This is a genomic window from Bradyrhizobium sp. ORS 111 (assembly GCF_045571485.1).
In the GTDB taxonomy this organism is placed as follows: Bacteria; Pseudomonadota; Alphaproteobacteria; order Rhizobiales; family Xanthobacteraceae; genus Bradyrhizobium.
This window is the reverse complement of the sequence record NZ_CP120701.1, coordinates 5,710,954-5,735,254: the sequence shown is the minus strand read 5'-3', so window position 1 is coordinate 5,735,254 and position 24,301 is coordinate 5,710,954. Positions and strand designations below refer to the sequence as shown.

The 24,301-nt window shown below is 63.9% G+C and carries 24 protein-coding genes; 10 read left to right on the top strand and 14 right to left on the bottom strand.

The annotated features are described in order from the left end of the window. Position 1: 1 nt before the first annotated feature. The 6 genes from P6U30_RS26470 to P6U30_RS26445 all read right to left on the bottom strand — a co-directional run bounded on the left by P6U30_RS26470 (position 2) and on the right by P6U30_RS26445 (position 6,391). Positions 2–1,450, bottom strand: a complete 1,449-nt coding sequence (locus P6U30_RS26470) for a hydrogenase 4 subunit F (RefSeq protein ID WP_407165801.1) — start codon at positions 1,448–1,450, stop codon at positions 2–4. After that, entirely contained in the window at positions 1,447–2,109 is a 663-nt protein-coding gene (locus P6U30_RS26465) for a hydrogenase-4 component E (RefSeq protein ID WP_407165800.1), read from the bottom strand. Before P6U30_RS26465 ends, P6U30_RS26470 begins: the two co-directional genes overlap by 4 nt. Further along, a complete protein-coding gene (locus P6U30_RS26460; protein WP_407165799.1) occupies positions 2,109–3,065 on the bottom strand; it encodes a respiratory chain complex I subunit 1 family protein in 957 nt (318 codons plus the stop codon). Before P6U30_RS26460 ends, P6U30_RS26465 begins: the two co-directional genes overlap by 1 nt. Beyond that, a complete protein-coding gene (gene hyfB, locus P6U30_RS26455) occupies positions 3,056–5,071 on the bottom strand; it encodes a hydrogenase 4 subunit B (RefSeq protein WP_407165798.1) in 2,016 nt (671 codons plus the stop codon). The genes P6U30_RS26460 and hyfB overlap by 10 nt, the downstream gene beginning before the upstream one ends. Next, positions 5,068–5,340, bottom strand: a complete 273-nt coding sequence (locus P6U30_RS26450) for a helix-turn-helix domain-containing protein (protein ID WP_407147714.1) — start codon at positions 5,338–5,340, stop codon at positions 5,068–5,070. Before P6U30_RS26450 ends, hyfB begins: the two co-directional genes overlap by 4 nt. 160 nt (positions 5,341–5,500) lie before the next feature. Beyond that, positions 5,501–6,391, bottom strand: a complete 891-nt coding sequence (locus P6U30_RS26445) for a CHAD domain-containing protein (RefSeq protein WP_407165797.1) — start codon at positions 6,389–6,391, stop codon at positions 5,501–5,503. 313 nt (positions 6,392–6,704) lie between these two features. Here P6U30_RS26445 and P6U30_RS26440 point away from each other — a divergent pair, with 313 nt between their 5' ends. The 3 genes from P6U30_RS26440 to P6U30_RS26430 all read left to right on the top strand — a co-directional run bounded on the left by P6U30_RS26440 (position 6,705) and on the right by P6U30_RS26430 (position 8,984). Beyond that, complete coding sequence (locus P6U30_RS26440; protein ID WP_407170547.1) at positions 6,705–7,139, top strand: MarR family winged helix-turn-helix transcriptional regulator; 435 nt, start codon at positions 6,705–6,707, stop codon at positions 7,137–7,139. Positions 7,140–7,223: 84 nt separating this feature from the next. Beyond that, positions 7,224–7,994, top strand: coding sequence for an enoyl-CoA hydratase-related protein (locus P6U30_RS26435; RefSeq protein WP_407165796.1), 771 nt, complete (start codon positions 7,224–7,226; stop codon positions 7,992–7,994). 120 nt (positions 7,995–8,114) lie between these two features. After that, positions 8,115–8,984: an aldose 1-epimerase family protein gene (locus P6U30_RS26430; RefSeq protein ID WP_407165795.1), complete on the top strand. Its 870-nt coding sequence runs from the start codon at positions 8,115–8,117 to the stop codon at positions 8,982–8,984. 36 nt (positions 8,985–9,020) lie between these two features. On the opposite strand, the gene P6U30_RS26425 is transcribed toward P6U30_RS26430, so the two are convergent. The 3 genes from P6U30_RS26425 to P6U30_RS26415 all read right to left on the bottom strand — a co-directional run bounded on the left by P6U30_RS26425 (position 9,021) and on the right by P6U30_RS26415 (position 11,265). Continuing rightward, complete coding sequence (locus tag P6U30_RS26425; protein WP_407147710.1) at positions 9,021–9,221, bottom strand: hypothetical protein; 201 nt, start codon at positions 9,219–9,221, stop codon at positions 9,021–9,023. An 86-nt stretch (positions 9,222–9,307) separates the two neighbouring features. Further along, positions 9,308–10,309, bottom strand: coding sequence for a tryptophan--tRNA ligase (trpS, locus tag P6U30_RS26420; protein ID WP_407165794.1), 1,002 nt, complete (start codon positions 10,307–10,309; stop codon positions 9,308–9,310). Positions 10,310–10,530: 221 nt separating this feature from the next. Beyond that, positions 10,531–11,265, bottom strand: a complete 735-nt coding sequence (locus tag P6U30_RS26415) for an SDR family NAD(P)-dependent oxidoreductase (RefSeq protein ID WP_407165793.1) — start codon at positions 11,263–11,265, stop codon at positions 10,531–10,533. A 196-nt stretch (positions 11,266–11,461) separates the two neighbouring features. Between P6U30_RS26415 and P6U30_RS26410 the strand changes: the two genes are divergently transcribed. The 6 genes from P6U30_RS26410 (at position 11,462) to P6U30_RS26385 (ending at position 17,758) form a co-directional block, all read left to right on the top strand. After that, complete coding sequence (locus P6U30_RS26410) at positions 11,462–11,875, top strand: DUF3830 family protein (protein WP_407165792.1); 414 nt, start codon at positions 11,462–11,464, stop codon at positions 11,873–11,875. Position 11,876: 1 nt separating this feature from the next. After that, positions 11,877–12,815 (top strand): allantoinase PuuE, encoded by a 939-nt coding sequence (gene puuE / locus P6U30_RS26405; protein ID WP_407165791.1) that lies wholly within the window; start codon positions 11,877–11,879, stop codon positions 12,813–12,815. Between the two features lie 168 nt (positions 12,816–12,983). Then, the gene (locus P6U30_RS26400) at positions 12,984–14,261 is read left to right on the top strand and encodes an allantoate amidohydrolase (RefSeq protein WP_407165790.1); all 1,278 of its coding nucleotides are present in this window, start codon (positions 12,984–12,986) and stop codon (positions 14,259–14,261) included. 222 nt (positions 14,262–14,483) lie between these two features. Then, a complete protein-coding gene (locus tag P6U30_RS26395; RefSeq protein ID WP_407165789.1) occupies positions 14,484–15,722 on the top strand; it encodes a sensor histidine kinase in 1,239 nt (412 codons plus the stop codon). Positions 15,723–16,010: 288 nt separating this feature from the next. Then, positions 16,011–17,228 (top strand): IS4 family transposase, encoded by a 1,218-nt coding sequence (locus P6U30_RS26390; protein ID WP_407165572.1) that lies wholly within the window; start codon positions 16,011–16,013, stop codon positions 17,226–17,228. A 308-nt stretch (positions 17,229–17,536) separates the two neighbouring features. After that, on the top strand, positions 17,537–17,758 hold the full coding sequence (locus tag P6U30_RS26385; RefSeq protein ID WP_407165788.1) for a hypothetical protein: 222 nt from the start codon (positions 17,537–17,539) through the stop codon (positions 17,756–17,758). Here P6U30_RS26385 and P6U30_RS26380 read toward each other — a convergent pair. Further along, positions 17,706–18,677, bottom strand: coding sequence for a LysR substrate-binding domain-containing protein (locus P6U30_RS26380; RefSeq protein WP_407165787.1), 972 nt, complete (start codon positions 18,675–18,677; stop codon positions 17,706–17,708). The genes P6U30_RS26385 and P6U30_RS26380 overlap by 53 nt on opposite strands. 86 nt (positions 18,678–18,763) lie before the next feature. Here P6U30_RS26380 and P6U30_RS26375 point away from each other — a divergent pair, with 86 nt between their 5' ends. Further along, entirely contained in the window at positions 18,764–19,825 is a 1,062-nt protein-coding gene (locus P6U30_RS26375) for a YeiH family protein (RefSeq protein ID WP_407165786.1), read from the top strand. A 17-nt stretch (positions 19,826–19,842) separates the two neighbouring features. Here P6U30_RS26375 and P6U30_RS26370 read toward each other — a convergent pair whose 3' ends face one another. The 4 genes from P6U30_RS26370 to P6U30_RS26355 all read right to left on the bottom strand — a co-directional run bounded on the left by P6U30_RS26370 (position 19,843) and on the right by P6U30_RS26355 (position 24,235). Then, positions 19,843–20,697, bottom strand: a complete 855-nt coding sequence (locus P6U30_RS26370) for an AraC family transcriptional regulator (RefSeq protein WP_407165785.1) — start codon at positions 20,695–20,697, stop codon at positions 19,843–19,845. A 459-nt stretch (positions 20,698–21,156) separates the two neighbouring features. Then, positions 21,157–21,981 (bottom strand): carbohydrate ABC transporter permease, encoded by an 825-nt coding sequence (locus P6U30_RS26365; RefSeq protein WP_407165784.1) that lies wholly within the window; start codon positions 21,979–21,981, stop codon positions 21,157–21,159. After that, positions 21,978–22,916, bottom strand: coding sequence for a carbohydrate ABC transporter permease (locus P6U30_RS26360; RefSeq protein WP_407165783.1), 939 nt, complete (start codon positions 22,914–22,916; stop codon positions 21,978–21,980). The genes P6U30_RS26365 and P6U30_RS26360 overlap by 4 nt, the downstream gene beginning before the upstream one ends. Then, entirely contained in the window at positions 22,913–24,235 is a 1,323-nt protein-coding gene (locus P6U30_RS26355) for an ABC transporter substrate-binding protein (protein WP_407165782.1), read from the bottom strand. The genes P6U30_RS26360 and P6U30_RS26355 overlap by 4 nt, the downstream gene beginning before the upstream one ends. Between the last annotated feature and the right edge of the window lie 66 nt (positions 24,236–24,301).

Sequence of the window (24,301 nt, the reverse complement as noted above, 5' to 3'; positions counted from 1 at the left end):
GCTAACCCAGAAGGTTGGCGACGTGCTGGAACCAGACGACGAGCGGTCCTGGAAGGTAGATGCCCGCAGTCAGGACAAGCGCGAAATGCGCGAACATCGGCAGGTAGGATGCATTCGCCGGGGCGGTGCTGCCGCGCGGCTCGCCGAAGGCGACGCCCGTCAGGCGCAGCACGAGCGCGCCGAACGCGAGCAGCAGGCCGAGCACCAGCGGGACAGCGAGCAGCGGCTGACGCGCAAAGGTCGAGCTGACGATGAGAAACTCGCTCATGAAGATGCCGAGCGGCGGCAGACCGGCGATCGCGACCACGCCGACCGCAAGGCCCCAGCCGAGCGCCGGGTGCGTTTCGGTCAGGCCGCGGATATTGGCGATCTGCTGCGTGCCCTTCACCTGCGCAATGTGGCCAACGGCATAGAAGATCCCCGACTTGGTGAGGCTGTGCATCACCATGTGCAGCAGGCCGGCGAAGTTGGCGAGCGGACCGCCCATCCCGAACGCAAACACGATGATGCCCATGTGCTCGATCGAGGAATAGGCGAACAGCCGTTTGATGTCGCGGCGGCGGTACAGCATGAAGGCAGCGAACAGCAGCGAAGTCAGTCCCATCGTCACCATCAGCGGCCCCGGCGAGATCGCGTCCGGATTGGCGGCCAGCAGGATCTTGAAGCGGAGCACCGCATAAAGCGCCACGTTGAGCAGCAGGCCGGAGAGTACGGCGGAGATCGGGGTGGGGCCTTCGGCATGCGCATCCGGAAGCCAGGCGTGCAGTGGCGCCAGGCCGACCTTGGTGCCATAGCCGAACAGCAGGAAGATGAAGGCGACGTTGAGCAGCGCCGGGTCGAACGTCGCGGCGCGATCGATCAGGACCGTCCAGACCATGGCATCCTGCCCCTCGCCGACAACTGGTCGCGCCGCCATGTAGACCAGGATCGTGCCGAACAGTGCGAGCGCGATGCCGACACTGCCGAGGATGAAATACTTCCAGGCGGCCTCGAGCGCGGCGTGCGTCCGATAGATGCCGACCATCATGACGGTGGTGAGCGTCGCGATCTCGACCGCGACCCACATCAGGCCGATATTGTTCGATACGAACGCGAGATTCATGCCGAACATCATGACCTGATACATGGCGTGGTAGAACCGCAAATAGCCCGGCGTCAGTCGTCCTGTTTCGATTTCGTGGGCGATGTAGCTCGCGCTGAACACGCTGGTGGTGAATCCCACGAAGGTATTGAGCACGATGAAGACGATGTTGAGGTCGTCCACCAGCAGGTACTGGCCGGGCTGCGGGCGCGCGATGACGAACAGCGACAGGGCAGCCAGAAAGGTGCCAAGGCTTGCAACAACGTTGAGCGCGGCAGTCAGCCGGTAACCGGGCAGCGCCGCAAGCACCGCGGCGGCGCAGATCGGGATCAACAGCACCCAGGCAACTGCATCCGACGCCGCGATCATCGCCGTTCTCCCCTGAATTCGTCGAGAGCGCCGATATCGACGGTGTCGAACCGTTCTCGGATACGGAACAGGAACACGCCGATCACGATGAAGGCGATGAGAATCGAAAACGCGACGCTGATCTCCACGACGAGCGGCATGCCCTTGGCGCCCGTCGCCGCCAGCACCAGTCCGTTTTCCAGCGACATGAAGCCGACCACCTGACTGACGGCGTTGCGCCGTGTCACCATCACCAGCAATCCCAGCAGCACGACCGACAGCGCGAAGGCGAGGTCTTCCCGGGCCAGCGGATCGGCCGCACCCGTCACGCGCAGCATCAGCACCATGGAGAGCGCGACCAGCCCCATGCCCGCCAGCATGGTGGGGCCGATGCCCACTGCGGTCTCGATGTCGCGGTGAATGCCGAGCTGCTTGATGATCCGGTGCAGCGCCACCGGGATGATGATCGCCTTGAACACCAGCGCGATGACCGCGGTCACGTAGAGATGCGGTGCATTCTGGATGAACGCCTGCCAGCCGACCGAAAATGCGAGCACCAATGCGTGAAGCGCGAAGATGTTCAGTAGCGCGTACAAGCGGTCCTGGTACAGCATCATGAAGCTGATCAGGACGAGGCCGCCGGCAAGCAGATGGGCGATGTCAAAAGCGAGATTTGGCATCAGAAGCTCTCTGACACGAATCGAAGAAGCGTACCGAGCAGACCAAGCATCAGCGCCGCGCCGAGAAACTCGGGCACGCGGAAGACGCGCATCTTCGCCGTCGCGGTCTCGAATACGGCGAGGAGAAAGCCCGCGAAGGCGAGCTTGAGGAAATAGGCGCCGACACTCACCAGGTAGGACAGCGGGCCCGCGCCGATGATCGTGATCTGCCACGGGAAGAACACGCAGATGATCAAGGAGACGTAGAGCAGGAGCTTGAGAAAGGCGCCGAACTCGATCATGGCGAGATGACGCCCGGAATACTCCAGGATCATCGCCTCGTGCACCATGGTGAGCTCGAGATGCGTCGCCGGGTTGTCGACCGGGATGCGGGCGTTCTCGGCGAGCGCCACCATGATGAGCGCGATCATCGCCATTCCGAGCGAGACACGCAGTCCCACCTCCGACGACGCCATGAAGGTTGCGACGGTCGACAACTGGGTCGAACCGGCAATCAGCGCCACGCAGAACACCATCAGCATCATCGCGGGCTCGGCGAGGGCGGCGATCATCACCTCGCGGCTCGAGCCGATGCCGCCGAAGCTGGTGCCGACATCCATGCCCGCAAGCGCAAGGAAGAAACGCGCGCTTCCGAGCAGGGCGACGATCGCGATCAGGTCGGCGCTCCAACTGAACTGAAGTCCGGTCGCGAATGTCGGGACCAGCGCCGCCGCGACCCAGATGGCTGCGAACGTCACATAGGGTGTGACGCGGAACAGCCAGGACGCGTTCTCGGCGAGCACGACCTCCTTGCGCAGCAGCCGAAGCAGGTCGCGATAGGGTTGGAATACCGACGCTCCCTTCCGGCGCAACAGGCAGGCCTTGATCTTGCGTACGAAGCCGGTCAGCAGCGGCGCCAGCAGCAGCACCAGCGTCATCTGCCCGAGCTGCACGAGCATGTCGGAGATCACGACCATATCGCCAGCACCAGCAGCAGTGTGACGAGCGTTGCAAAGACGAGGCTGAGATAGCGGCGGATGGTCAGGAACTGGAGCTGGTTCAGCCGGTCGGCGGCGAACCACACCGCCTTGTTCACCGGTGTGTACAGTTGCTCCCAGACCAGATCGTGCATGTCCACCGTGAGGCGAGCAGGCCGCAGGTCGCCCGGCGGCGGCATGTCGACATGCTCGCGGGCCCGGAAGGCCAGCGTGCCGAAGACGCGGCGGATCGGCTGCGCGAAGCTGGCCCCGGAATACTGCGCCGCCGGTGTCGGATCATCGAAGCCGCAACCCCAGGCGGGACCCCGTCTGATCGCGCGCGACGCAAAGCGATGGATGAAATAGATCGCAAGTGACGCCGCGACCGTGATGAAGACAAAGACCAGCAATCCGTTGTAGGAGCTGCGGCTCTCCGCGATCGGCACGATCGAGAGCCAGGGGTCGTTTGCCTGGACCGGCATCCGGTGGCCGATGATGGCCTGCGCGACGGGCGAGAGGGCGTCGATGACGAGGCCCGGCAGAATACCGGCCAGGAAGCAGAGCGCTGCGAGGCTGTACATCGCCGCCAGCGAATAGCGGTCGACCTCGCCGGCCGCAGCCGCGACGGGGCTCCGCGCGCGGCCAAGGAATGTGACGCCGAACGCCTTGACGAAACAGGCGGCCGCGAGTGCCGCCGCCAGTGCCAGCAATGCGCCGACCGCGGGCACCATGATCTTCAGGCTCCATTGCGGCAGATTGGGGCTTTGCAGAACGGCCTGGAAGATCAGCCACTCCGACACGAACCCGTTGAATGGCGGAAGCGCCGAGATCGCGACACAACCGACCAGAAAGGCGAAGCTCGTGAGCGGCATACGATGGATCAGGCCACCCAGTTTCTCCATGTCGCGTTCGCCGGTCGAGGTCAGCACGGCGCCGGCCCCGAAAAACAGCAGGCTCTTGAAGAACGAGTGGTTGAGGACATGGAAGAGCGCGGCCGTGAAGGCGAGGGCTGCGGCCACGCCAAGGCCGTTGGCTTGGAAGGCGAGCGCGAGGCCGAGGCTGGCGAAGATGACGCCGACGTTCTCGATCGTGCTGTAGGCGAGGAGGCGCTTGAGGTCGTTCTCCATCAGCGCATAGAGAATTCCCATCACCGCCGTCGCGCCGCCGAGGACCAGCACGACGACCCCTGCCGACCAGCTTGGTGGACCGAGCAGGTCGAACACCACCCGAACGAATCCGTAGATCGCGACCTTCGTCATCACGCCGCTCATCAGCGCCGAGACATGGCTCGGTGCGGCTGGGTGGGCGAGCGGCAGCCACACGTGCAATGGGACCAGGCCGGCCTTCGATCCGGCACCGAGCAACATCAGCGCAAGCACCAGGGCCGCTTGGGATGGCGTGTGATGGGCGCTGCGCATGGCGGCAAATCCGTAGCCGACGCCGCCTCCCGACAACAGGCCAAAGGCGAGCAACAGCGCCAGCGTCCCGAAGCTTGCCATCACCAGATAGACGTAGCCCGCTCGTGCATTGTCCGCTTCGCGATGGTGCGCCATGACGAGCGCCCACGATGCGAGCGACATGAACTCCCAGCACAGCAGATAAGTGAACGCGTCGTCCGCAAGCACCACGAGGTTCATCCCGGCCAGGAACGCCGGAAAGAACGGAAGGATGCGGTGCGGCGCAGATTCGTGGCTGCCATAGCCGAGGCCATAGAGGCTTGCTGCCGCACCGCCGAGATTGACCACGGCAAGAAAGAATGCAGCGAGCGCGTCGAGGCGGAAATGCGATCCGAGCCAGGGCAGGCCGATCGGCAGCACCATTTCTGTCGCGTCGGCGTGGGTAACGAGAGAGAGCAGCGCGCCGGCGAGGGCGATCAACGAAACCGCAAGCGTTGCGCCGTAGACGATAGCTGTCGATTTGCGCGATCTATTGGTTGCGAGCGCGAGAAGGGTCGTCCCCAGCAGTGCGGCTACACACCAAATCTGCTGGTCGACCGCCGGCGTCACATCTGTACCTTCGGCGTACTCGATCCGGCCTTCAGTCGGACGCCGCGGCCGCCGCCGCTACTGACGGCTCCCTCGTTGATGACCTCGACGCCGGCGGCGCCGAGCGCATCGATGAGCTTCACCAGCGAGTCGACATTGCCTCGGATGGTGCCCTCGCTTGCCTCCATGCGCTGGATGGTCGGCACCGAAAGTCCGGATAGTTCGGCGAGCTGCCGCTGGTCGATGCCAAGCAGAGCCCTTGCAGCTCGCAGTTGCGCGGCAGTGATCATCAGGCGGGCCGTCGATTGAGACTCGGGTCTGGTTGGTTGTCATTTATGCACACCAAGTAATCATGCTGCAAGCAGAATAAATGATGTTTAAAACATCAGCTTTTTCACAAGCTGACGGCCCGGCGGCCCAGCGTGCTGATGCAGACACGTCGATATGCGCTCAGCCGGAGATTTTTCGATAGATCGCCGCAGCACGGCGCAAGAGGCGGCTCTTCCTTTTTCGCTCGTCGAGCTTCTTGTGCGCGGCTTTCCCGCTCCGCCATTCAGGGTCGTCGACGCTTTCAATGAGCGCGCGGCGAACTTCCGCATCGTTCAGTTCGCCGAGCACCTGCTGCCCTTTGCGCAGATGCTTCAGCACGACCTTCCACGCTGCGTACTCATCCTCGGGCAATCCTCCTTCGGAGAATTCGATAGCGTAGCGCAGCCGCTTGCCCGCCAGCCGGACACGATGCCGCTTGTTCTTGCCCATGCCCTGCAAGCCGCGGCTCTTTTGCACAAGTTGCTTGTGCCATCGCGCAAGACGCCGGGCATGAAATTCCGATACGAGGATGGCGCGCCGTTGCGCCGCGCGATCCTGCCTTGCGGTCCATGGGCCACTGCCGACCCAGTCCCACATCGCTTCGAACCATTGTGTGTAACGCTCGCTGCCGAGCGCATCCTTGAGCCGCTCGAAGGCCTCGACCCGCGCAGCCTCGAACACGCGCTCTTCGGGCTGGCCTTTGCTATTTTCGATCGCGACATCGAGGTCGCGCGTCGCTCCGAGATATCCGCTCAACCATTTGAGCTCGGATTTCAGGCGTGACCATTCGGGGTCCGCGACCATACGTCCGTAAAACGCGATCGCGGCCTTCAGCCGCGTCAGCGCGACGCGCGTGTGATGCAGTGCTGCCGGATCGCCGGCACGGACGGCTTCGTGATTGGTTGCGACTTGCTCGAGGCATTCGGACAGGATCAGACGAAACGCGGTCTCACAACGCATGGCTGGACTGAGAAGGCGCGGCCGCTTCGAGCGGACAGCGCGCCCCTTGGCCGGATTTGCCGATAGCGTCATGAACTCTCTCGCGACCCGGTCGGAGCCGCGAACCGACAAGGCGGCACCTTGGGGCCGAAGCTTTCCGGGTTGCTTGATTTCGATCAAGGGTTTTCTGAAAAGGAGCCGCCCCAATAATGCTGCATAGCGACGAAAAATTGCGTACGTGCAACTGACGCGCGAGAGCGCTGGCGAATCCGCCTGCTGCACGGGCGCAAGTCCGTGGTCCGAGGACAGCCCGCCGGTCTGGTCCACGATTTCGTGAGAGTGGGTTTTAGATATTTCGTGCGCGAAATACCTTGCTATTTCGCATGCGAAATATATACCGGTGCGCATGAAGGCAGAGCATCGGCTGATCTTTCTTTTGACCGTGGCCTATCGGCGGTTGCAGCGCGCCATCGAGCAGGAGACGGCCGCGCACGAGCTGACGTCGGCTCAGGCGGGGGTGCTGTTCTTTCTCGGGCGCAACGACGGGGCCCTGATCGGCGACGTCTCGCAGGCGCTCGACATCGTGCCGTCGGCGATGACCGGGCTTGCCGACCGGATGGAACGTGCGGGCCTCGTCAAGCGCCGGCGCGACGGTGACGATGGGCGCAGCCAGCGGCTCTATCTGACCGTGGCAGGACAGGAGCTCGGCAAGCGCGCGGCAATGCGGACCCGAATGATCAACAACCGCCTGATGGACGGGTTCTCGGAAGCCGAGATCGACGTGGTGTCGCGCTGGCTGACCAGCCTGCAAGAGAAATTTCCGAAAGACAAAGACGCCTAGAGCGTTTTCGAGCGAAGTGGATACCGGTTCGCGTGAAGAAAACGCGTCAAGCAAAGAAGCTCTAGCAAGCAACAGGAGTGAGACATGAATGAATTGGTCAAGGTGGCGCTGGACGCGGGCGTCCTTACCGTGACGATGGCACGTCCGGACAAGAAGAATGCAATCACCAACGCGATGTACGGTGCGATGGCCGATGCACTGGAACGCGCGGAGGGTGATGCCGCGATCCGCGCCGTGCTGTTCCAGGGTGACGGCGACAGCTTCACCGCCGGCAACGATCTCGCCGACTTCGCCGCGGTCTCGCAGGGTGCGCGGGGCGAGCGCTACGTGACGCGCTTTCTCGCCAAGCTTGCGGCTGCGACGCGGCCGCTGGTTGCCGCCGTGCAGGGCAATGCAGTCGGCATCGGCACCACGATGCTGTTGCATTGCGATCTCGTGTATCTCGCGCCGAATGCGCGGCTGATCACGCCCTTCGTCAATCTTGCGCTGGTGCCGGAAGCCGCTTCGACCTATCTGCTGCCGCAGCGCATCGGCTATGCGCGCGCCTATGCGATGTTCGCGCTCGGCGATCCGGTCGAGGCCGAGGCTGCGGTCGCCATCGGCCTTGCCAACGCGATCGTGCCGCTCGACGATCTCCGCGCCAAGGCAAGGGCAGCGGCCGAGGCGCTCGCCAAGCGGCCGTTCGGGTCGCTGCTGCACACCAAGGCGCTGATGCGCGACACTGCCCGGATATCAGCGCAAATGGCGCGCGAAGGCGAGATTTTCCAGGAGCGGCTGATGAGCGCAGAGGCGCGTGAGGCCTTTGCCGCCTTTGCCGAACGTCGTCAGCCGGATTTCTCGAAGATCACCGGATAGGTGTCGAAAGTCGGTCGGCACTGCAGATCGAAATTGGGCCGCGTGCGTCAACGGGGTTGACGCCGCGGCCATGATCGAACATCTCGTTTCGTGTCACACCGCAGTCCGGCGAGGCGAAGCATGAGCGACAGTCACACACTGCGCGGCGACAAGATCGCTGCGACCGTCCTGGCACAGGGCGCCGAATTGTCGTCTCTTAAGCGGGCCGATGGCGCCGAACTGCTGTGGCAGGCCGGGCCGCAATGGCCACGCCACGCGCCGGTGCTGTTCCCGATCGTCGGCCGGCTGAAGAACGACACGCTGCATCACGACGGTGAAACCTATCCGATGACGCAGCATGGTTTTGCGAGGGACCGGCGCTTTGCGTGGCTGGAGCGGGGGCCGCGATCTTGCAAGCTCGCGCTCACCGACGACGCAGAAACCCGCGCACGCTATCCCTTCGCCTTCAGGCTCGAAGTCACTTACCGGATCGACGGCGCAGACCTCGACGTCGCTTTCGATGTCATCAATACCGGCGATGTCACCCTTCCGGCCTCGCTCGGCGGTCATCCGGCCTTCAACTGGCCGCTGCTGCCGGGGCTGCCGAAGGAGGCTTACTCGCTGAACTTCGCGAAAGATGAGCCTGCACCGGTCCGCCGTCTGAAGGATGGGCTGATGCGGCCGCAATCCGAACCCAGCGCGATCAGGGGACGGACGCTCGCATTGTCGGAACGGCTGTTCGACGACGACGCGATGATCCTCGACCAGGTCGCGAGCAGCTCGGTTCGCTTCGCGGCCGCGCAAGGTCCGGCGATCGACCTCTCCTGGAACGGCTTTCGAGAGCTCGGGATCTGGTCGAAGGTAGGCGGTGCGCCGTTTCTCTGCATCGAGCCATGGCACGGTTTCGCAAGCCCGACGGAATTCGACGGCGAATTCGTCGATAAGCCCGGCCTGATGCACATCGCGCCCGGCGCGCGGCAGTCGCTGAGCTATCGCATTCGTGTGAGCTGAGCGCCGGACCGCGGCTGATCGGCGGCACCCGGCTGATCAGGATGCGCGGCCTCCGAGCACGCTCGTGATCCCGCTGACCGAGGGCGGGTTCTCGCGCGCCCAAGCCTCATGCGCTGCCAGATCCCGGTAATGCTCCGCCATGCGCAGCAGCCGTTCCCGGATGCTCTGGTCCTTCTCATCCTTGGCCTGGTCAGTTAGCTGCGAGGCGCGTTCGAGAAGCGCTTTCGGATCGATCACGACAAGCTCCAAATCCGTTCTTCGCCTGCCAGTCAACGACAGCAGACAAGCACGGTTCCCACACGGTTTGATGACATCTTGAAGCATCAGAGCTGGAACAAGCCGAGCCCCTCCATCACGTCGCGCTTGGTGCGTTCCGTGATCTCCCTGGCCGTCAGGGTTCCCTGCCTGATGACATCGATGACGTGATCGGGATCTGCCGCCAGTTCGGCGCGCCGTGTCCGGATCGGTGCGATCAGCTCCTGGAGAATGCTCTCCAGGCGCCGCTTGACCGTCGAATCTCCGAGACCGCCGCGCCGATAGCGCGCCTTCAATTCCTCGACAGCCTGATGGTCATCGTCGAACGCATCGAGGTAGGTGAAGACGACATTGCCTTCGACCCTGCCAGGATCGGTGACGCGCAAATGGTCGGGATCGGTGAACATTGCGCGCACGGCGGCCGAGATGTCGCCCGGCGAGGCCGAAAGAGGGATGGCATTGCCGGCGGACTTGCTCATCTTCGATCGTCCGTCGATACCCGGCAACCGCCCCGCGCGCGGGATGATCGCCTGTGCCTCCGGCAAGAGCCCGCGGCCGGCCAGCGCGTTGACGCGGCGAACGATCTCGTTGGTCTGCTCGATCAGGGGAGCCTGGTCCTCGCCGACCGGAACGACGGTTGCGCGGAAGGCGGTGATGTCGGCCGCCTGTGCCGCCGGGTAGCACAGGAAGCCGGCCGGGATGTCGCGCCCGAAACCGCGTGCGCGGATTTCATCCTTGATGGTCGGGTTGCGCTCGAGCCGCGCGACTGTGACGAGGTTGAGATAGAGCATCGACAGTTCCGCGAGCGCGGGAAGCCGCGACTGCAGACAAATCGACGTTCGCGCCGGATCGATGCCGACCGCAAGATAGTCCAGTGCGACCTCGATGACGTTGTTGCGGACCTTGCCGACGTCATGGGCATTGTCCGTGAGCGCCTGCATGTCGGCGAGCAGCAAATACTGCTCGTGCGTCTCCTGAAACGCGAGACGGCTCTTCAGCGAGCCGACATAGTGGCCGAGGTGAAGCGGCCCGGTGGTGCGGTCGCCGGTGAGAATGACTGGCTTGGTCATCGGTATCTCCATTCGGTTGGAATGGGGATGCCGCATTGCGAGCTGGATGTCGTGAAAAAGGCCGCCCGATGCGGCGGCCCCGAAAAAGCATGAACGCGTTCGGCCCGCCTGTCAGAAGGCGCGCCACCAGAAATTGGCGATCAGGATCGAACCGTTCATGCGGTAACGCGTAGGGCAAACCGGAGATGCGGTCAAGCCGCAACGAGACAGGGCGCGAGCGCCTAGTTGAACGCCATGCCGCCGCTCATCGCGATCGTCTGTCCGGTCATGTATGAATTGTTGACCAGCAGCATCACGGCCTGCGCGACCTCCTCGGACGTGCCGAAACGTCCCATGGGGATCCGGCTGACCAGCCCGGTCTGTCCTTTCATCATGTCGGTCTCGATCAGGGACGGCGCGACGGCATTCACGGTGATGCCTTCCTTGACGAGCCGCGCGGCATAGCCGCGGGTCAGGCCTTCGATGCCGGCCTTGGACGCATTGTAGTGCGGCCCGATCGCGCCGCCGCCGCGCGCGGCCCCTGAGGAGATGTTGATGATGCGGCCCCATTGCTTGGTTCGCATCATCGGCAGCACGGCCTGCGTGCACAGGAAAACCGATTTGAGATTGACCGTGATGGTGCGGTCGAAATCCTCTTCCGTGAGATCATCGACGCCCTTGACGATCGCGATCCCGGCATTGTTGACGAGGATGTCGATCGGGCCGAGCTCGGACCGTGCGCGCGCGACCATGTCGGCGACGGCTGGGGTTTCTGACACGTCGGCGCCGATCGCGACAGCCCGGCCGCCGGCCGCGCTGATGCTCTTCGCCAGCGTCTCCGCCTCGGTCGCTCGCGAGTGATAGTTGATCGCGACCGCCGCGCCGGCGCCCGCCAGCGTCTTGACGATTGCCGCGCCGATGCCGCGCGATCCACCGGTCACAAGCGCCACATGTCCGTGCAGGCTGTTTGTCGTCATGGCGGCACCTCTTTCGCGTGTCGTCTCAGGTTCGCAAACCGCGCCGCGCGGCGCAATGCAACCTTGCTCACATCTGCGTTGCAGACCGGTCGGCGGCGAAAAACCGGGCCGGCGGCCGGAATCGGCCTTGCGTCGGGCGTCGCCCGGCGGCAATGCTGGAGGCATCATTCCTGCAGACGCCACCTACGAGAGACCGATGAGCAAACTGATTGTCCGCGCCGGCGAGTTCACCTTTGACGCCCGTTTCGAAGAGCAGCTCGCGCCGAAAACGGTCGCTGCCTTCCGCAAGGCGATGCCGTTCGAGAGCCAGGCGATCCATGTGCGCTGGAGCGGCGAGGGGGTCTGGATGCCGCTCGGCGATCTCGATTTCGGTGTCTCCTACGAGAACCACACCAGCTACCCGGCGCCGGGCCAGATCATCCTCTATCCCGGCGGCATCAGCGAGACCGAAATCCTGCTCGCCTATGGCGGTGTGCATTTCGCCAGCAAGATGGGCCAGCTTGCCGGTAACCATTTCATCACCTTGACCTCAGGCCTGGAGAACCTCACCACCTTCGGCAAGACCGTGCTCTGGAAGGGCGCGCAGAACATCCGCTTCGAGGAAGTCTGATGTGACCGAGCCCCGCTATCCGCGCGATCTCCGCGGCTATAGCCGCAATCCGCCCGATCCGAAGTGGCCGGATGGGGCGCGGGTTGCCGTGCAGTTCGTGGTCAATTTCGAGGAGGGCGGCGAGAACAACGTCCTGCATGGCGACAGCGCCTCGGAAGCGTTCCTCTCGGACGTGCTTGGCGCGCGGCCCTGGGCCGGGAAGCGCCACGCCAACATCGAATCGATGTTCGAATACGGCTCGCGCGCGGGCTTCTGGCGATTGTGGCGGATATTTACCGAGCGCAGGATATCGCCCACCGTATTCGGCGTCGCGATGGCGCTGAAGCGCAATCCGGACGTCGTCGCCGCGATGCAGGAGGCGGGCTGGGATATCGCAAGTCACAGCCTGCGCTGGGTCGAGCACAAGGATATGTCGGAGGCCGAGGAGCGCGACGAAATCGCTCGCGCCATCGCCGTCCACACCGAGGCGACGGGTGCCCGGCCGCTCGGCTGGTACACGGGCCGCTCTTCGATCAACACGTTGCGGTTATTGATGGAGGCCGGCGGCCTGCGTTATCTCTGCGACTCCTACGCTGACGACCTGCCGTACTGGATCAAGGCCACGGGCACCGAGCCGCACCTCGTGATCCCCTACACGCTCGATGCCAACGATATGCGCTTCATCAACGCGCAGGGCTTCGGCGGAGGTGATGAATTCTACACCTACCTGAGGGACAGTTTCGACGTGCTCTATGCCGAGGGCGCGACTTGTCCGAAGATGATGTCGGTTGGCCTGCATTGCAGGGTGGTCGGCCGTCCCGGCCGGGCCGCGGCGCTGATGCGTTTCCTCGACTATATCCAGAAGCACGAGCGGGTCTGGGTGCCGACGCGGCTGGCGATCGCCGAGCACTGGCACGCCCACCTGAAGCATCTGGCCGGCAACGCATTCGAGATTGGCTAGAGCATGATCCGGAAAAGTGTGAAGCGGTTTTCCGAAAAGATCATGCTCAAACAAGGAGCTAAAGCGCGACGATGATTCGACCCAATCTCATCGCGGTTTAGCACGCCATTGAGCCGGGTGGCGTCAGTTCGGGCGGACTGGATCGATAAGTTTACACACAGGAAGAGCATGAGTGCGCTGGGCATTGCAAACGAAACGAAGCAGCCATCGCTCGGCGAAGAGATCGTGGCGCGGATCAATACGCTCGCGGCGATCTCCGAAACGCCGGAGCATCTGGCGCGGATCTTCCTGACGGAAGAACACCGCAAGGCCGCCGACCTGATCCTGGCCTGGATGCGGGAGGCCGGCATGAGCGCGCATCTCGATGCGATCGGCAATGTCTGCGGCCGCTACGAAGGCGATCGGCCGGGCCTGCCATGCCTGATGCTGGGCTCGCACTACGATACAGTGCGCGATGCCGGCAAATGGGATGGTCCGCTCGGCGTCATCACCGCGATCGCCTGTGTCGCCGATCTGAACCGGCGCAGCAAAAGGCTGCCATTCGCGATCGAGGTCGTCGGCTTCGCGGACGAGGAGGGCGTGCGCTTCGCCTCGACCCTGCTCGGCAGCCGCGCTGTGGCCGGCACCTTCGACCAGAGTGTGCTCAACACCCGCGACCGCACCGGCACATCGATGCGTGACGCGCTGATTCAGTTCGGGCTCGATCCCGATCATGTCCGCAAGGCGGCGCGCGCCCGTGGCGAGCTGCTCGGCTATGTCGAGCTGCACATCGAGCAGGGGCCGGTGCTGGAAGAGAAGGGATTGCCGGTTGGCGTCGTCACCGCGATCGCAGGCGCGACCCGGCTTGCGGCCGAGATCTCGGGTGTCGCCGGTCATGCCGGAACCGTGCCGATGGCGCTGCGCCGCGACGCGCTGACTGGCGCGGCCGAATGCATCGTCGCGATCGAGCAGTTCTGCGGGGACGACCAGGCAGGCCTGCTCGGGACCGTCGGCTATGTCAGCGCGATGCCGGGCGCCACCAACGTGATCCCCGGAAAAGTGTCCTTCACAATGGATATCCGCTCACAAAGCGATGCGCACCGCTCGCGCGCGGTGGCTGACATCCTGCAGCGGATCGAAGCGATCGCAAAACGCCGCGAACTGACGTTGCAGGTCGACGTCACCCACGAGAACCGCAGCGTCCCCTGCGCCGGATGGCTGACGTCGCAAATTGCCGACGCCGTTGCGGCCGAAGGCTTCGCGGTATTCGAGCTGCCAAGCGGGGCAGGGCATGACGGCATGGCGATGGCCGACATCGCCGATATCGGCATGATCTTCGTGCGTTGCCGCGGCGGGATCAGCCACAACCCGGCCGAGCATGTCGAACTCGCCGACGCCGAAATCGGTGCGCGGGTGCTATTGCGCGTCATCGAGAGCTTCAAGCCGGGCAACGCAGCCAATAGCTGAGCCTGACGCGCCCGCGCTGTCGGCGCCGGGCTTGCCGTCGTTCGCATTGCATGCGCCCAACCATGGGTTGTGTTCTGGTGCGAGGATGCGGTACGATCGCATAGGCTTTGTCGGCCCCACTATGCACTTCGTGCCAAATCCGAACGGATCCGGCTCCGAAACCAACGTGAGACTGTTGCGGGCTGCCATGAACCGTTAGACTTGCCTGAGCGGGAGGGGGACATGAGGTCGTCCGTCGTCCAAGAGATTCAATTCCCAAAGCAACCGGCGCTGCAGTTGATCTACGACACGGCGCCGATCGGCCTTGCCTACCTCTCTCCCGACTGCCGCTATCTTCAGATCAATCACCGCCTGACCGAGATCTGCGGCATTTCGGTCGAGGGCCATCTCGGACGTACGGTACGCGATTGTGTGCCGGCGCTGGCTCCGGCGGTCGAAGGCATCGTTCGTTCGATCATGGAGACCGGAGAGCCCGTGACCGGCGTGGAGGTGTACGGTCAGCGTCCGGGTCACAATGACGAGCGATGCTGGATCACGCATTGGCACCCGCAGCGCGGGCCGAACGGGAACATCGTCGGCGTCAATGTTGCGGCCGAGGAGATCACCGAGCGCAAGCGCAGCGAACGCGATATCCGCGCCGCCCGGGATGCGGCCGAGCGCGCCTTGCACCACTTGCAAGAGACCCAGGCGTCGCTGATCGAAGCGGAGAAGCTCGCGGCGCTGGGCCGGCTGGTGGCCGGCGTCGCGCACGAGATCAACAGTCCGGTCGGCACCAGCCTCACGGTCGCGTCGGTTCTGGAGCAAAAATGCGCCGACTTTGCTGCCGAGGCTGCGCGCGGCAAATTGAAGCGGTCCAGCCTGAGCGATTTCATCGAGGTCGTCGAAAGTGCGTCGTCGCTGCTGGTCGGCAATCTCAAGCGCGCGGCCGATCTGGTGCAATCGTTCAAGCAGGTGGCGGTCGATCGAAGCTATTTCGATCGGAGCCAGTTCGATCTCGGCGAGGCGACCGAACATGTTCTTGCCAAGCTGCGCCCGGCATTGCCGAAGAACAACCTGACGCTCAGGGTTGATTGCCCGCCTGATCTTGCGATGAACAGCTATCCCGGCCCTTACGGCCAAGTGCTCACCAATCTGTTCGTCAATTCGGTCGCGCACGCGTTTCCGGATGGCAAGGGCGGCACGATTACGATCCGGCTGCGTGCGTCAGGCGCAGAGCACGTCGAAATCCTGTTCGCCGACGATGGCTGCGGGATGGAGCACGATGTGCGCCGGCAGGCCTTCAATCCGTTCTTCACGACCCGTCGCGACAACGGCCGCATTGGGCTCGGCCTGCACATCGTTCATAACATCGTCACCAACCGGCTCGGCGGAGAGATCCATCTCGACAGTGCCCCGGGCAGGGGGACAAGCGTGCGGATCACGCTGCCGCGCGTAGCGCCGCAACGCGGGACCGATAGTTGATTGCAAAGATTGTCGTCCCTGCGAAAGCACTAGGGCATCTACACATCTTTGGGGCGCGACAGATTGACTCGGGACGGCATGATGTGCGGTCGCCGCAGCGACTTGTATGATTCTCTGTCTGGCGTTTTGATTCGAAGGAGCGCCAGAGATGCAGCAGGAACCGGATTTGTCCCTTGGCAAGTTTGGAGACGTTCGCCTTGATAAAAGGGGGCGGCGCTTCTCCGGGCTGTGCTTTGCACGCGCAACGTCTGTTTGCGCCAGATGGCGCAGGGCGACTGGGCTGCGAACATGGCGTTCTGGCGGTTTGTGAACAATCCACGGGTCACGACCGACAAGCTGGTTGAAGGCTGGAGCCTGCAGACGTCAGCCGCGGTCAGCGGGCGACATGTGCTGGCAATCCAAGATACCAGCGAGATCAAGTTCCACACCCGTCCGGGACATCGGCGCGGCTTGGGCAAGGTCGGCAAAGGCAACGCGCGTGGCGTGCTGCTGCATGCCATGATGGCAGTCGATGCCGACAGCGGGGTCTGTCTCGGGCTCACTGGCGGCAAGGTGTGGACGCGCAAGCGCACGGCGAAGATCGCTCACGAGAAGCGAGCCTTGGCCGACAAGGAGTCGGCGCGCTGGGTGACGACCGCTGAGCAAGGCCGCGATGTTCTGGCCGCAGCTGGTATGATCACCGTCGTCAACGACCGCGAGGGAGATTTCTTCGCCCACTGGGCGCTGACGCCCGCTGACAATGTCCACCTTCTGTCGCGCGCCATGCACGACCATGCGCTGGTCGATGGCGGCACGCTTTATCAGGCAGTCGGGCGGGCCGGCTTCTGCGGCAAGGCGGTGATCGATCTGCCGCAGCGGATGGATCGCAGCGCTCGCCAGGCCCACCTCTCCATGTGCTTTGGAACCGTTGTGCTCAAACGGCCGCAGCGCCCCGGCGTGAAAGACTTGGCGGAGGGCGTCAAAGTCAGCTTCGTCGAAGTCGTCGAGTTGCACCCCCCGAAGGGCGCCCAGCCCATTCATTGGTTGCTCCTGACCACCCATCCGGTCGCCACCGCCGCCGATGCCTGGCGGATCGTCTCCTGGTACAAGCAGCGCTGGATCATCGAGCAGCTCTTCCGCTCGCTGAAGAGCCAGGGTCTGCGCATCGAGGATAGTCAGCTCGACAGCGCTGAAGGCCTGATCAAACTGGTGGCGATCGCCACCAGAGTGGCATGTCTCGTCATCCAGCTTGTCCAAGCCCGCAATGGCGGTGAAGAATTGCCGGCCGAATTTGTGTTCACGCCGGACGAGATCGACGCGCTCAAGGCCATCAATAAAACCCTGAAAGGCCGCACCGAGCTCCAGAAGAACCACCATCGCCCCAACACTGTCGCCTGGGCGGCGTGGATCATCGCAAAGCTCGGCGGATGGACCGGCTACGCCTCGCATCGCCCACCTGGACCAATCACCTTCCACATCGGGATGGCTCGCTTCCAAATCCTCGTATACGGCACCGCAAACGTGTAGATGCCATAGTGCGAAAGCAGGGACCCATACTCCGCAGCGGATGTTGTGAACGGAATTCGTCGTTCCAGCGTCACGCTACCACCAGCTTTCGTGGTTATGGGTCCCTGCTTCCGCAGGGACGACACGGAGTGTGGCACGCGATCTCGGCAAGTTAGCCGCGAGGCCACTAACTGCTGGAGAAGAAAACTCTCCTTACTCCCGCTCGAACGAAAGCTCCTTCCAAGGTATCGGCGTAAAAGGCACTGCGCTACCCTTGCTTCCGCACCCGTTGTCGCGACATCTTCACTGTACTCCTGATGGTCGCAACAATGAGCCAATCCGCATTCGATCCCTTCGGCGAGCCGGTCCCCGCAATCGATCCTTCGATCGCGAGCGGGCGCGCGTCGAAATGGCTGAAGACCGCAGGCACCAGCATGTTCTGGGTGCTGGTGATCGGCATCGTGCTGGCGCGCGCCGTCTATTTCGAGCCCGGCGTGTTCAGCTTCGAGCATGCCGTGGCCTGGGCACAGGGGCTGTTTGCCGCGCTTTGAGCGCCGGCTTGCGCGGTGCCGGTTTCGGGGCCTGCTTCTCCCGAATGATACCCTCGAACGCGACCGCCGCGGGCACCTCCAGCCGGCCGGGCGATTTGAGTTGCCAAAGCGTGCGCTCGATGTGGACGCCCTTGATCGGGATGACCTTCAGCTTTCCGAGCCTGACCTGATCGTCGATTGTCGCCATCGACACCATGGCGACCCCGACGCCGGCGGCCACGGCCTGCTTGATCGCCTCGGTGCTGCCGATCTCGAGTGTCCGTTGCGGCCGGACGCGGTGGGCGGCAAATGCCTGCGCGACCACCTCGCGCGTGCCTGAACCGGGCTCGCGCACGATCAGGATCTCGTCGTTGAGCTGGCGGATGTCGATCGGCCCGGCGGCCGCCGCGAAGCGGTGGTCGGGGCCTGCGATCAGGCCCATCACGTCGGTGCGCCAGGCCGAGCTGGTCAGGTTCTCGTCTTCCACCGGCCCTTCGACCAGGGCGATCTCGATTTCATGCCCCAGCATCAGCGCGGCGATATCGCTGGTGTTGGCGCTGACCACGTGGAGGTCGATGCCGGGAAAGGCGCGATGAAAGATGCCGAGATATTCCGGAATCATGTAGGTCGCGATCGTCGTGCTGGCGCCGATCCGCAGCGAGCCACTGTCGAGGTTCCGTAACGCCTGCAACTCGTCCTCGGCGGCCCGCTCGGCCGCGAACAGCGTCTCCGCGTGCCGGGCCAGCGCGGCGCCTTCCCGGGTCGGCCGAACCCCCTTGGGCGTGCGGTCGAGCAGGCGGCAGCCGACCTGCAACTCGAAATCGCGCACGCCCTTGGAGATCGCCGGCTGGCTGATGTGCAAGAGGTCGGCGGCTCGGGAGAAACTCCCGGTCTTCGCCACGGCCGCGAACAGGCGAAGCAGATGCAGGTTGAGGGACATAACTTCTCTCTATTGGGCCAATACGAAAAGATATTAGCCAATGAGCCTGCTATGCCGCATAAAATCTTCTCCGAAAAGGAGATTTCGTGCCGGAACCATCCAAAGATCAGGAGCAGAAGCAAGGCCCGCTCAAGCGGGTGTTCAACCTCATTCCCGGCATCCTGCTCTGCGGCGTGATCACGGTCATCTCTCTCGGCGTGCAGTTCGCCGAGGAGCGCATGTTCGATCATCCCTATATCGAGGCCCTGGTCGTCGCGATCCTCCTGGGCATGGCGGTGCGTACCGTCTGGCAGCCGTCCGAGCGCTGGCGCTCGGGCATCGCCTTCAGCGCGAAGCAGTTGCTCGAAGTCGCGGTGATGCTGCTCGGCGCCTCCATCAGCTTCGCTGCGATCGTGGCATCGGGCTATCTCCTGATCGGCGCGATTGCGATCACCGTCGTCATCATGCTGGCGGTGAGCTACAGCCTCAGCCGGATGCTCGGGCTCAAGGCAAAGCTCTCCGTCCTGATCGCCTGCGGCAACTCGATCTGCGGCAACTCCGCGATCGCGGCCGTTGCCCCCGTGATCGAGGCCGACGGCGACGACATCGCATCCTCGATCTCGTTCACGGCGATTCTCGGCGTGCTGATGGTATTGGGCCTGCCGCTGCTCATTCCGCTCTTGCAGCTCTCGGCGACGCAATACGGCATCCTGGCCGGACTCACCGTCTACGCCGTGCCACAGGTCTTGGCGGCGACTGTCCCGGCCGGCATCGTCAGCACGCAGCTCGGCACGCTGGTGAAGCTGGTGCGGGTCTTGATGCTGGGCCCGATCGTGGTTGGCCTGTCGCTGCTGGTGGCACGGCGCCGCAAGCGCCAGGCGGATGCCGTCAAGGCGGTGTCGATCAGCCCGTTCAAGCTGGTGCCCTGGTTCATCATCGGCTTCCTGGTGCTCGCCGCGCTGCGCTCGCTCCAGCTCGTGCCCGATATCGTGATCGCCCCGGTGACGAAGACCGCGGCGATCCTCACCGTCGTCTCGATGGCGGCGCTCGGGCTCGGCGTCGATGTGCGCGTGCTCTCGACCGTCGGCGGCCGGGTGACGGCAGCGGTCACGCTGTCGCTCCTGCTGCTGCTGGCCTTGAGCATCGGGCTCGTGCACTTCTTCAGGTAGTGTCCCGGCCGGCTCGTTCAGTGCCGGATCGTGGCGCGGACGTCGGAGGGCGTCGCGCCGTAGCGGCGGCGAAACATGCGGTTGAAATAGGACAGGTCGCCGAAGCCGACTTCGAACGCGATGCTGCTGATGTTGCGATCGCCCCAGCGCGGATCGGTCAGCAGCCGATGACTCTGCGTCAGGCGGGCGTCGAGGACGAATTCGGTGAAGCTCGTTCCCTCGTCGGCGAACAGGCGCTGAAGACTGCGCGGGGAGAGATTGCGACGCGCCGCGACTGTGGTCAGCGTGAGGTCAGGATCGGAGACATGCGCATGGATGTCGGCCTTGGCGGCGGCAAGCCGCGCGGCGCGCAAGCCCCGGTCCTTCGCCACGGCCGCCCCGTCGCGGGTGGCGCCGATCACCAGCGCCGCGAGGTCGTAGATATGGGTGACGACGGCTTGCCGCAGTTTGGGCGTCGACATCGGATCCATGCGGATCAGCCCTTGGAGATAGAAGGTAAGTAATTTTACGGCTTCGGTATCGCGCGGCACCGGGCGCATGAGCGCATCTTCGGGACACGGTACGAGCGGCGTAAGCGCTTTGCGCCGCAGCCGCAGGCTGAAGAAGCGCGCCAGTGACGGACAGATGCTCACCCACGGCTCGGTGGTCGATAGCAGGATGGCATCGCCGGCAGCGCCGATGACCTCGCGGCCCCGGTGCGATAGGAGGGGCGCGCCGCTCAGCGCGATGCGGAGCACCAGGTGGTCGGTGCCGTCGAGCAGTTCGTGCGTCACGGCCGTGCGCAGATTGCCGAGGGTCCAGGATCCAAAGCACAGCTCGGGCAGGGCCTGCGCCGTTGCCTCGGCGTGGAACGGCCCGTCATGCAACGGCATCGTGTCGAATTGAAAGACGCGGCGTCCGATCGCTTCGCGCCATATCGCGAGCCGGTTCTGCGCCGGCCATTCGGCGGTCGAGAAGCGCAGCGTCGTGGGCTCTTGGGGCTCTGACATCATGGGCTCGCAGGCGTATGTGTTCCGATCTGTGGCGCCGCATTGTGGCACCGGCGTCCCCCCTCCCGGCCCGCGACGCGCCAACCCTGGCAGGCATAATCGGCCATTCCTACACGTCGTATCCCGAGGAGTCGACGAGGAGGTGGGATGCAGGTCACGGAACAGGGCAGGGCGCCGGCCCTCGGGACCAGAGCGATGCTGCAGGATTTCGGAATATTAGAAGAATATCCCTGAGTTGCCCGATGTGTCAAGTTACCTTGTCAAGCGCCGGACGCGGCCGGCCCCTTTGCATGGGGTTGTTTTCGATATTTTGGCGGCGTCCCCTGCGACAACCCCAATAAACTAGCCGCCCTTCACCGCGCCCGCGGTGAGCCCGGCGACGATCTGCCGCTGCGCCAGCACCGTGAGCAGCAGCACCGGTGCCGTCACAATCAGCGCCGCGGCGGCGAGCGGGCCCCAGCTCAACTGGTCGAACGAGATCATGTTGTAGACCGCGACCGGCAGCGTGCGCGTCTCGCGCCCGGCCAGCACGATGCCGAACACGAAGTTGTTCCAGGAGAAGATCACGGCGAGGATGAAGGCGACCGCGAGGCCCGGCTTGGCAATCGGCAGCGCGACGTGGCGGAACACCTGCCAGCGCGTGGCGCCGTCGATCAGCGCCGCCTCCTCGAGCTCCAGCGGCGTGGTCTCGAAATAGCCGATCATGATCCAGATCACGATCGGCACCGTGACCACGAGATGGATGATGACCTGCGGCACCAGCGTGCCGAGCAGGCCGAGCCATTGGAACAGCAGGAATAGCGGGATCAGATAGGACAGGCCCGGCGTGATGCGCGCGATCAGGATCACGATCGCGGATTTATGCGCGGCCATCCGCGCGATGCCGTAACCGGCGGGCACGCCGACCAGCATCGCGAGCCCGGTCGCCGAGCCGGTGACGATCAGGCTGTTGACGAAGTAGGTGAGGAAGCGGTTAGAGGCGAGCACGTCGGCATAGTTCTTCCAGGCGAAATGCTCCGGGATGAACACCGGCGGATAGGCAGCGTTGTCGATCTCGAACTTCAGCGACAGCGAGGCCATCCAGAGAAAGAACAGGATCGCCGGCGACACGATCACGAGAACCGAAAGCCACAGCCCGATCCGGCCCAGGAGCTGACGCAGGTTCATGCGCCGCCTCCGAGCTCAGCCGTCCACAGCATGCGCTTGCGCAAATAGAGCAGGAGAGCCGCCAACGCGACGATCAGCAGGAAGAACACCACCGCGATCGCCGAGCCGTAGCCGAGATCGTAATAAACGAAGGCGACGCTGTAGAGGTAGACGTTGATGGTCTCCGACGCCGAGCCCGGTCCGCCTTGCGTGATTGCGAAGATGATGTCGAAGCTCTTGACCGCGTCGATCATGCGGATCATGCCGGCGATGAACAGGAACGGCATGATCAGGGGCAACGTGATGAAGCGGAACACCTGCCAGAAATTGGCGCCGTCGATCTGCGCGCTCTCGTAGGGTTCGGTCGGGATCGCGGCGAGGCCGCCAAGCACGATCAGCATTACCAGCGGCGTCCACTGCCAGGTTTCGACCAGCACCAGCGATGGGATCACAGTCGTCGGGTTGAACACCCAGAGCTGCGGCGGCAGGCCGACCAGCGAGAGCAGATAGTTCAGCACGCCGAGTTGCGGATGGAACATCATGGTCCAGACCAGCGCGATCGCTACGGGCGTTGCCATCATCGGCATGATGAAGATGCCGCGCAGGAAGCCGCGCGCGGCGAACTTCTGGTGAAACACGATTGCCGCCAGCGTGCCGAAGACCAGCGGTAGCAGCACCGACAGCGCGGTGTAGAGCAAGGTGTGCCCGACCGCCTCGACGAAGCGCGGGTCGGTCGGCAGCCGCAGGTAATTGGCGAGCCCGACGAAGGTGGTCGGCGAGCCCACCTTCCACTCGTGCATGCTCATCCAGATCGTGAACACCCACGGGAAGATGATCACCGCCAATACGACGACGAGCGCCGGGATCACGAACGGCCAATAGGACGGCGGACGCCATTCTCGCTCCGGCGCGGCGCCTTCGGCCGCCGCCGGCGAGGCTTCTGTTACCACACTCACGCTTTTTCGCTGCGCTCCAGGATGGGGCGGAATTGCTCGTGCGCCTTCTTCAGCTCAGTGGCGGGATCGGCGCCCGACAGCGTTGCGGTCAGCGCCGCGCCGACGATGTCGCGGAACTCGGCGACGGGGATGATGACCGGCAAACCGAGCTTGGAGATCTTGGCGGAGTCGATCACCGACTGCAGCCACTCCTTGGTCTTCACACCCTTCTTCACCTCGGGATCGTCGACGATCGAGTTGCGGAACGGCACGCCACCGCCGGCCTGCAGCATGCGCGCGCCCTGTCCTTTCGAGACCACCCACTGGCACAGCAGGTAGGCGGCTTCCTTGTTCTTGCTGGCCGCGGCGATGCCGATACCGTCGCCATAGGTCGACGAGAACTGGCCCTTGGGGCCCGCCGGCACCAGGGTGTAGCCGACCTTGCCGACGACGCGCGAGGCGGTTGGATCTTCCAGCGGAGGTGCCCAGCCATCGGCGTCGATCCACATTGCCGAGCGTCCTTGCGTGAAGGAGGCCATCGACTCCATCCAGTTGAAGCCGGCGACGCCGGGAGGTGCCGACTTGGTCAGCAGGCGCTGATAGAGCTTTGTCGCTTCGATCGCCTCCGGCCCGTCGGTCAGGATGTTGCCCTTGGCGTCAAGGAATTCGCCGCCATAGTTCAGGTAGAAGTTGGTCCACATCGCCATGTTGGCGTTGCGCAGGCCGCGACCGACGAAGCCGTAGATGCCTTCCTTCGGATCGGTCAGCTTCTCGGCGGCGACCGCCATCTCGTCCAGCGTCTTCGGGACCTCGACGCCCTTCTTCTGGAACAACTCCTTGTTGTAGTAGAGGATGAAATAGTCGACCGACCACGGCAGCGACAGCATCTGGCCCTTGTCGTTGCGCGCATATTGCAGGCCGGCAGCGGAGAAATCGCTCTCGACGAGATCGGGCGGCGTGAGACTCGGGTCTTTGAGGAAGCCGGACATGTCGGCGAGCCAACCCGCCTTCTCGAACTGGCGCTTCTGCACGTGATAGCTGAGATGAACGACGTCGAAGCTCGGTTTTCCGGACGACAGCTCGATCACGCATTTCTGCCGTTGTTGCTGCTCCGGGATCTGCTCAGACTCGACCTTGATGCCGGTCAGATCGGTGAATTCCTTGATGTATTTCTGCAGATTGTCGCCGCGCGGCCCCTTGGCGAGGATCACCTCGAGCGTGGTGCCGGAATATTTCTTCCAGTTGACCTCGGCGCGGGCGGGAAATCCGGTCAGTCCAAGCGCGCCCGCGGCGGCCGTGCCCGCCAGCATCTGCCGGCGCGAGATCAGGTGATGCGACATGGTTCTCTCCCAGGGACGGTTCTTATTGGGAGAGATACTAGCGTGTGAACTCCGTCTGCCTAGTCC

Bases quoted from the DNA above. Each gene is read 5' to 3' on its own strand.
- P6U30_RS26470 (WP_407165801.1), bottom strand. From the start codon at position 1,450: ATGATCGCGGCGTCGGATGCAGTTGCCTGGGTGCTGTTGATCCCGATC.
- P6U30_RS26465 (WP_407165800.1), bottom strand. From the start codon at position 2,109: ATGCCAAATCTCGCTTTTGACATCGCCCATCTGCTTGCCGGCGGCCTC.
- P6U30_RS26460 (WP_407165799.1), bottom strand. From the start codon at position 3,065: ATGGTCGTGATCTCCGACATGCTCGTGCAGCTCGGGCAGATGACGCTG.
- P6U30_RS26450 (WP_407147714.1), bottom strand. From the start codon at position 5,340: ATGATCACTGCCGCGCAACTGCGAGCTGCAAGGGCTCTGCTTGGCATC.
- P6U30_RS26445 (WP_407165797.1), bottom strand. From the start codon at position 6,391: ATGACGCTATCGGCAAATCCGGCCAAGGGGCGCGCTGTCCGCTCGAAG.
- P6U30_RS26440 (WP_407170547.1), top strand. From the start codon at position 6,705: ATGAAGGCAGAGCATCGGCTGATCTTTCTTTTGACCGTGGCCTATCGG.
- P6U30_RS26435 (WP_407165796.1), top strand. From the start codon at position 7,224: ATGAATGAATTGGTCAAGGTGGCGCTGGACGCGGGCGTCCTTACCGTG.
- P6U30_RS26430 (WP_407165795.1), top strand. From the start codon at position 8,115: ATGAGCGACAGTCACACACTGCGCGGCGACAAGATCGCTGCGACCGTC.
- trpS (WP_407165794.1), bottom strand. From the start codon at position 10,309: ATGACCAAGCCAGTCATTCTCACCGGCGACCGCACCACCGGGCCGCTT.
- P6U30_RS26415 (WP_407165793.1), bottom strand. From the start codon at position 11,265: ATGACGACAAACAGCCTGCACGGACATGTGGCGCTTGTGACCGGTGGA.
- P6U30_RS26410 (WP_407165792.1), top strand. From the start codon at position 11,462: ATGAGCAAACTGATTGTCCGCGCCGGCGAGTTCACCTTTGACGCCCGT.
- P6U30_RS26400 (WP_407165790.1), top strand. From the start codon at position 12,984: ATGAGTGCGCTGGGCATTGCAAACGAAACGAAGCAGCCATCGCTCGGC.
- P6U30_RS26395 (WP_407165789.1), top strand. From the start codon at position 14,484: ATGAGGTCGTCCGTCGTCCAAGAGATTCAATTCCCAAAGCAACCGGCG.
- P6U30_RS26390 (WP_407165572.1), top strand. From the start codon at position 16,011: ATGGCGTTCTGGCGGTTTGTGAACAATCCACGGGTCACGACCGACAAG.
- P6U30_RS26385 (WP_407165788.1), top strand. From the start codon at position 17,537: ATGAGCCAATCCGCATTCGATCCCTTCGGCGAGCCGGTCCCCGCAATC.
- P6U30_RS26380 (WP_407165787.1), bottom strand. From the start codon at position 18,677: ATGTCCCTCAACCTGCATCTGCTTCGCCTGTTCGCGGCCGTGGCGAAG.
- P6U30_RS26370 (WP_407165785.1), bottom strand. From the start codon at position 20,697: ATGCCGTTGCATGACGGGCCGTTCCACGCCGAGGCAACGGCGCAGGCC.
- P6U30_RS26365 (WP_407165784.1), bottom strand. From the start codon at position 21,981: ATGAACCTGCGTCAGCTCCTGGGCCGGATCGGGCTGTGGCTTTCGGTT.
- P6U30_RS26355 (WP_407165782.1), bottom strand. From the start codon at position 24,235: ATGTCGCATCACCTGATCTCGCGCCGGCAGATGCTGGCGGGCACGGCC.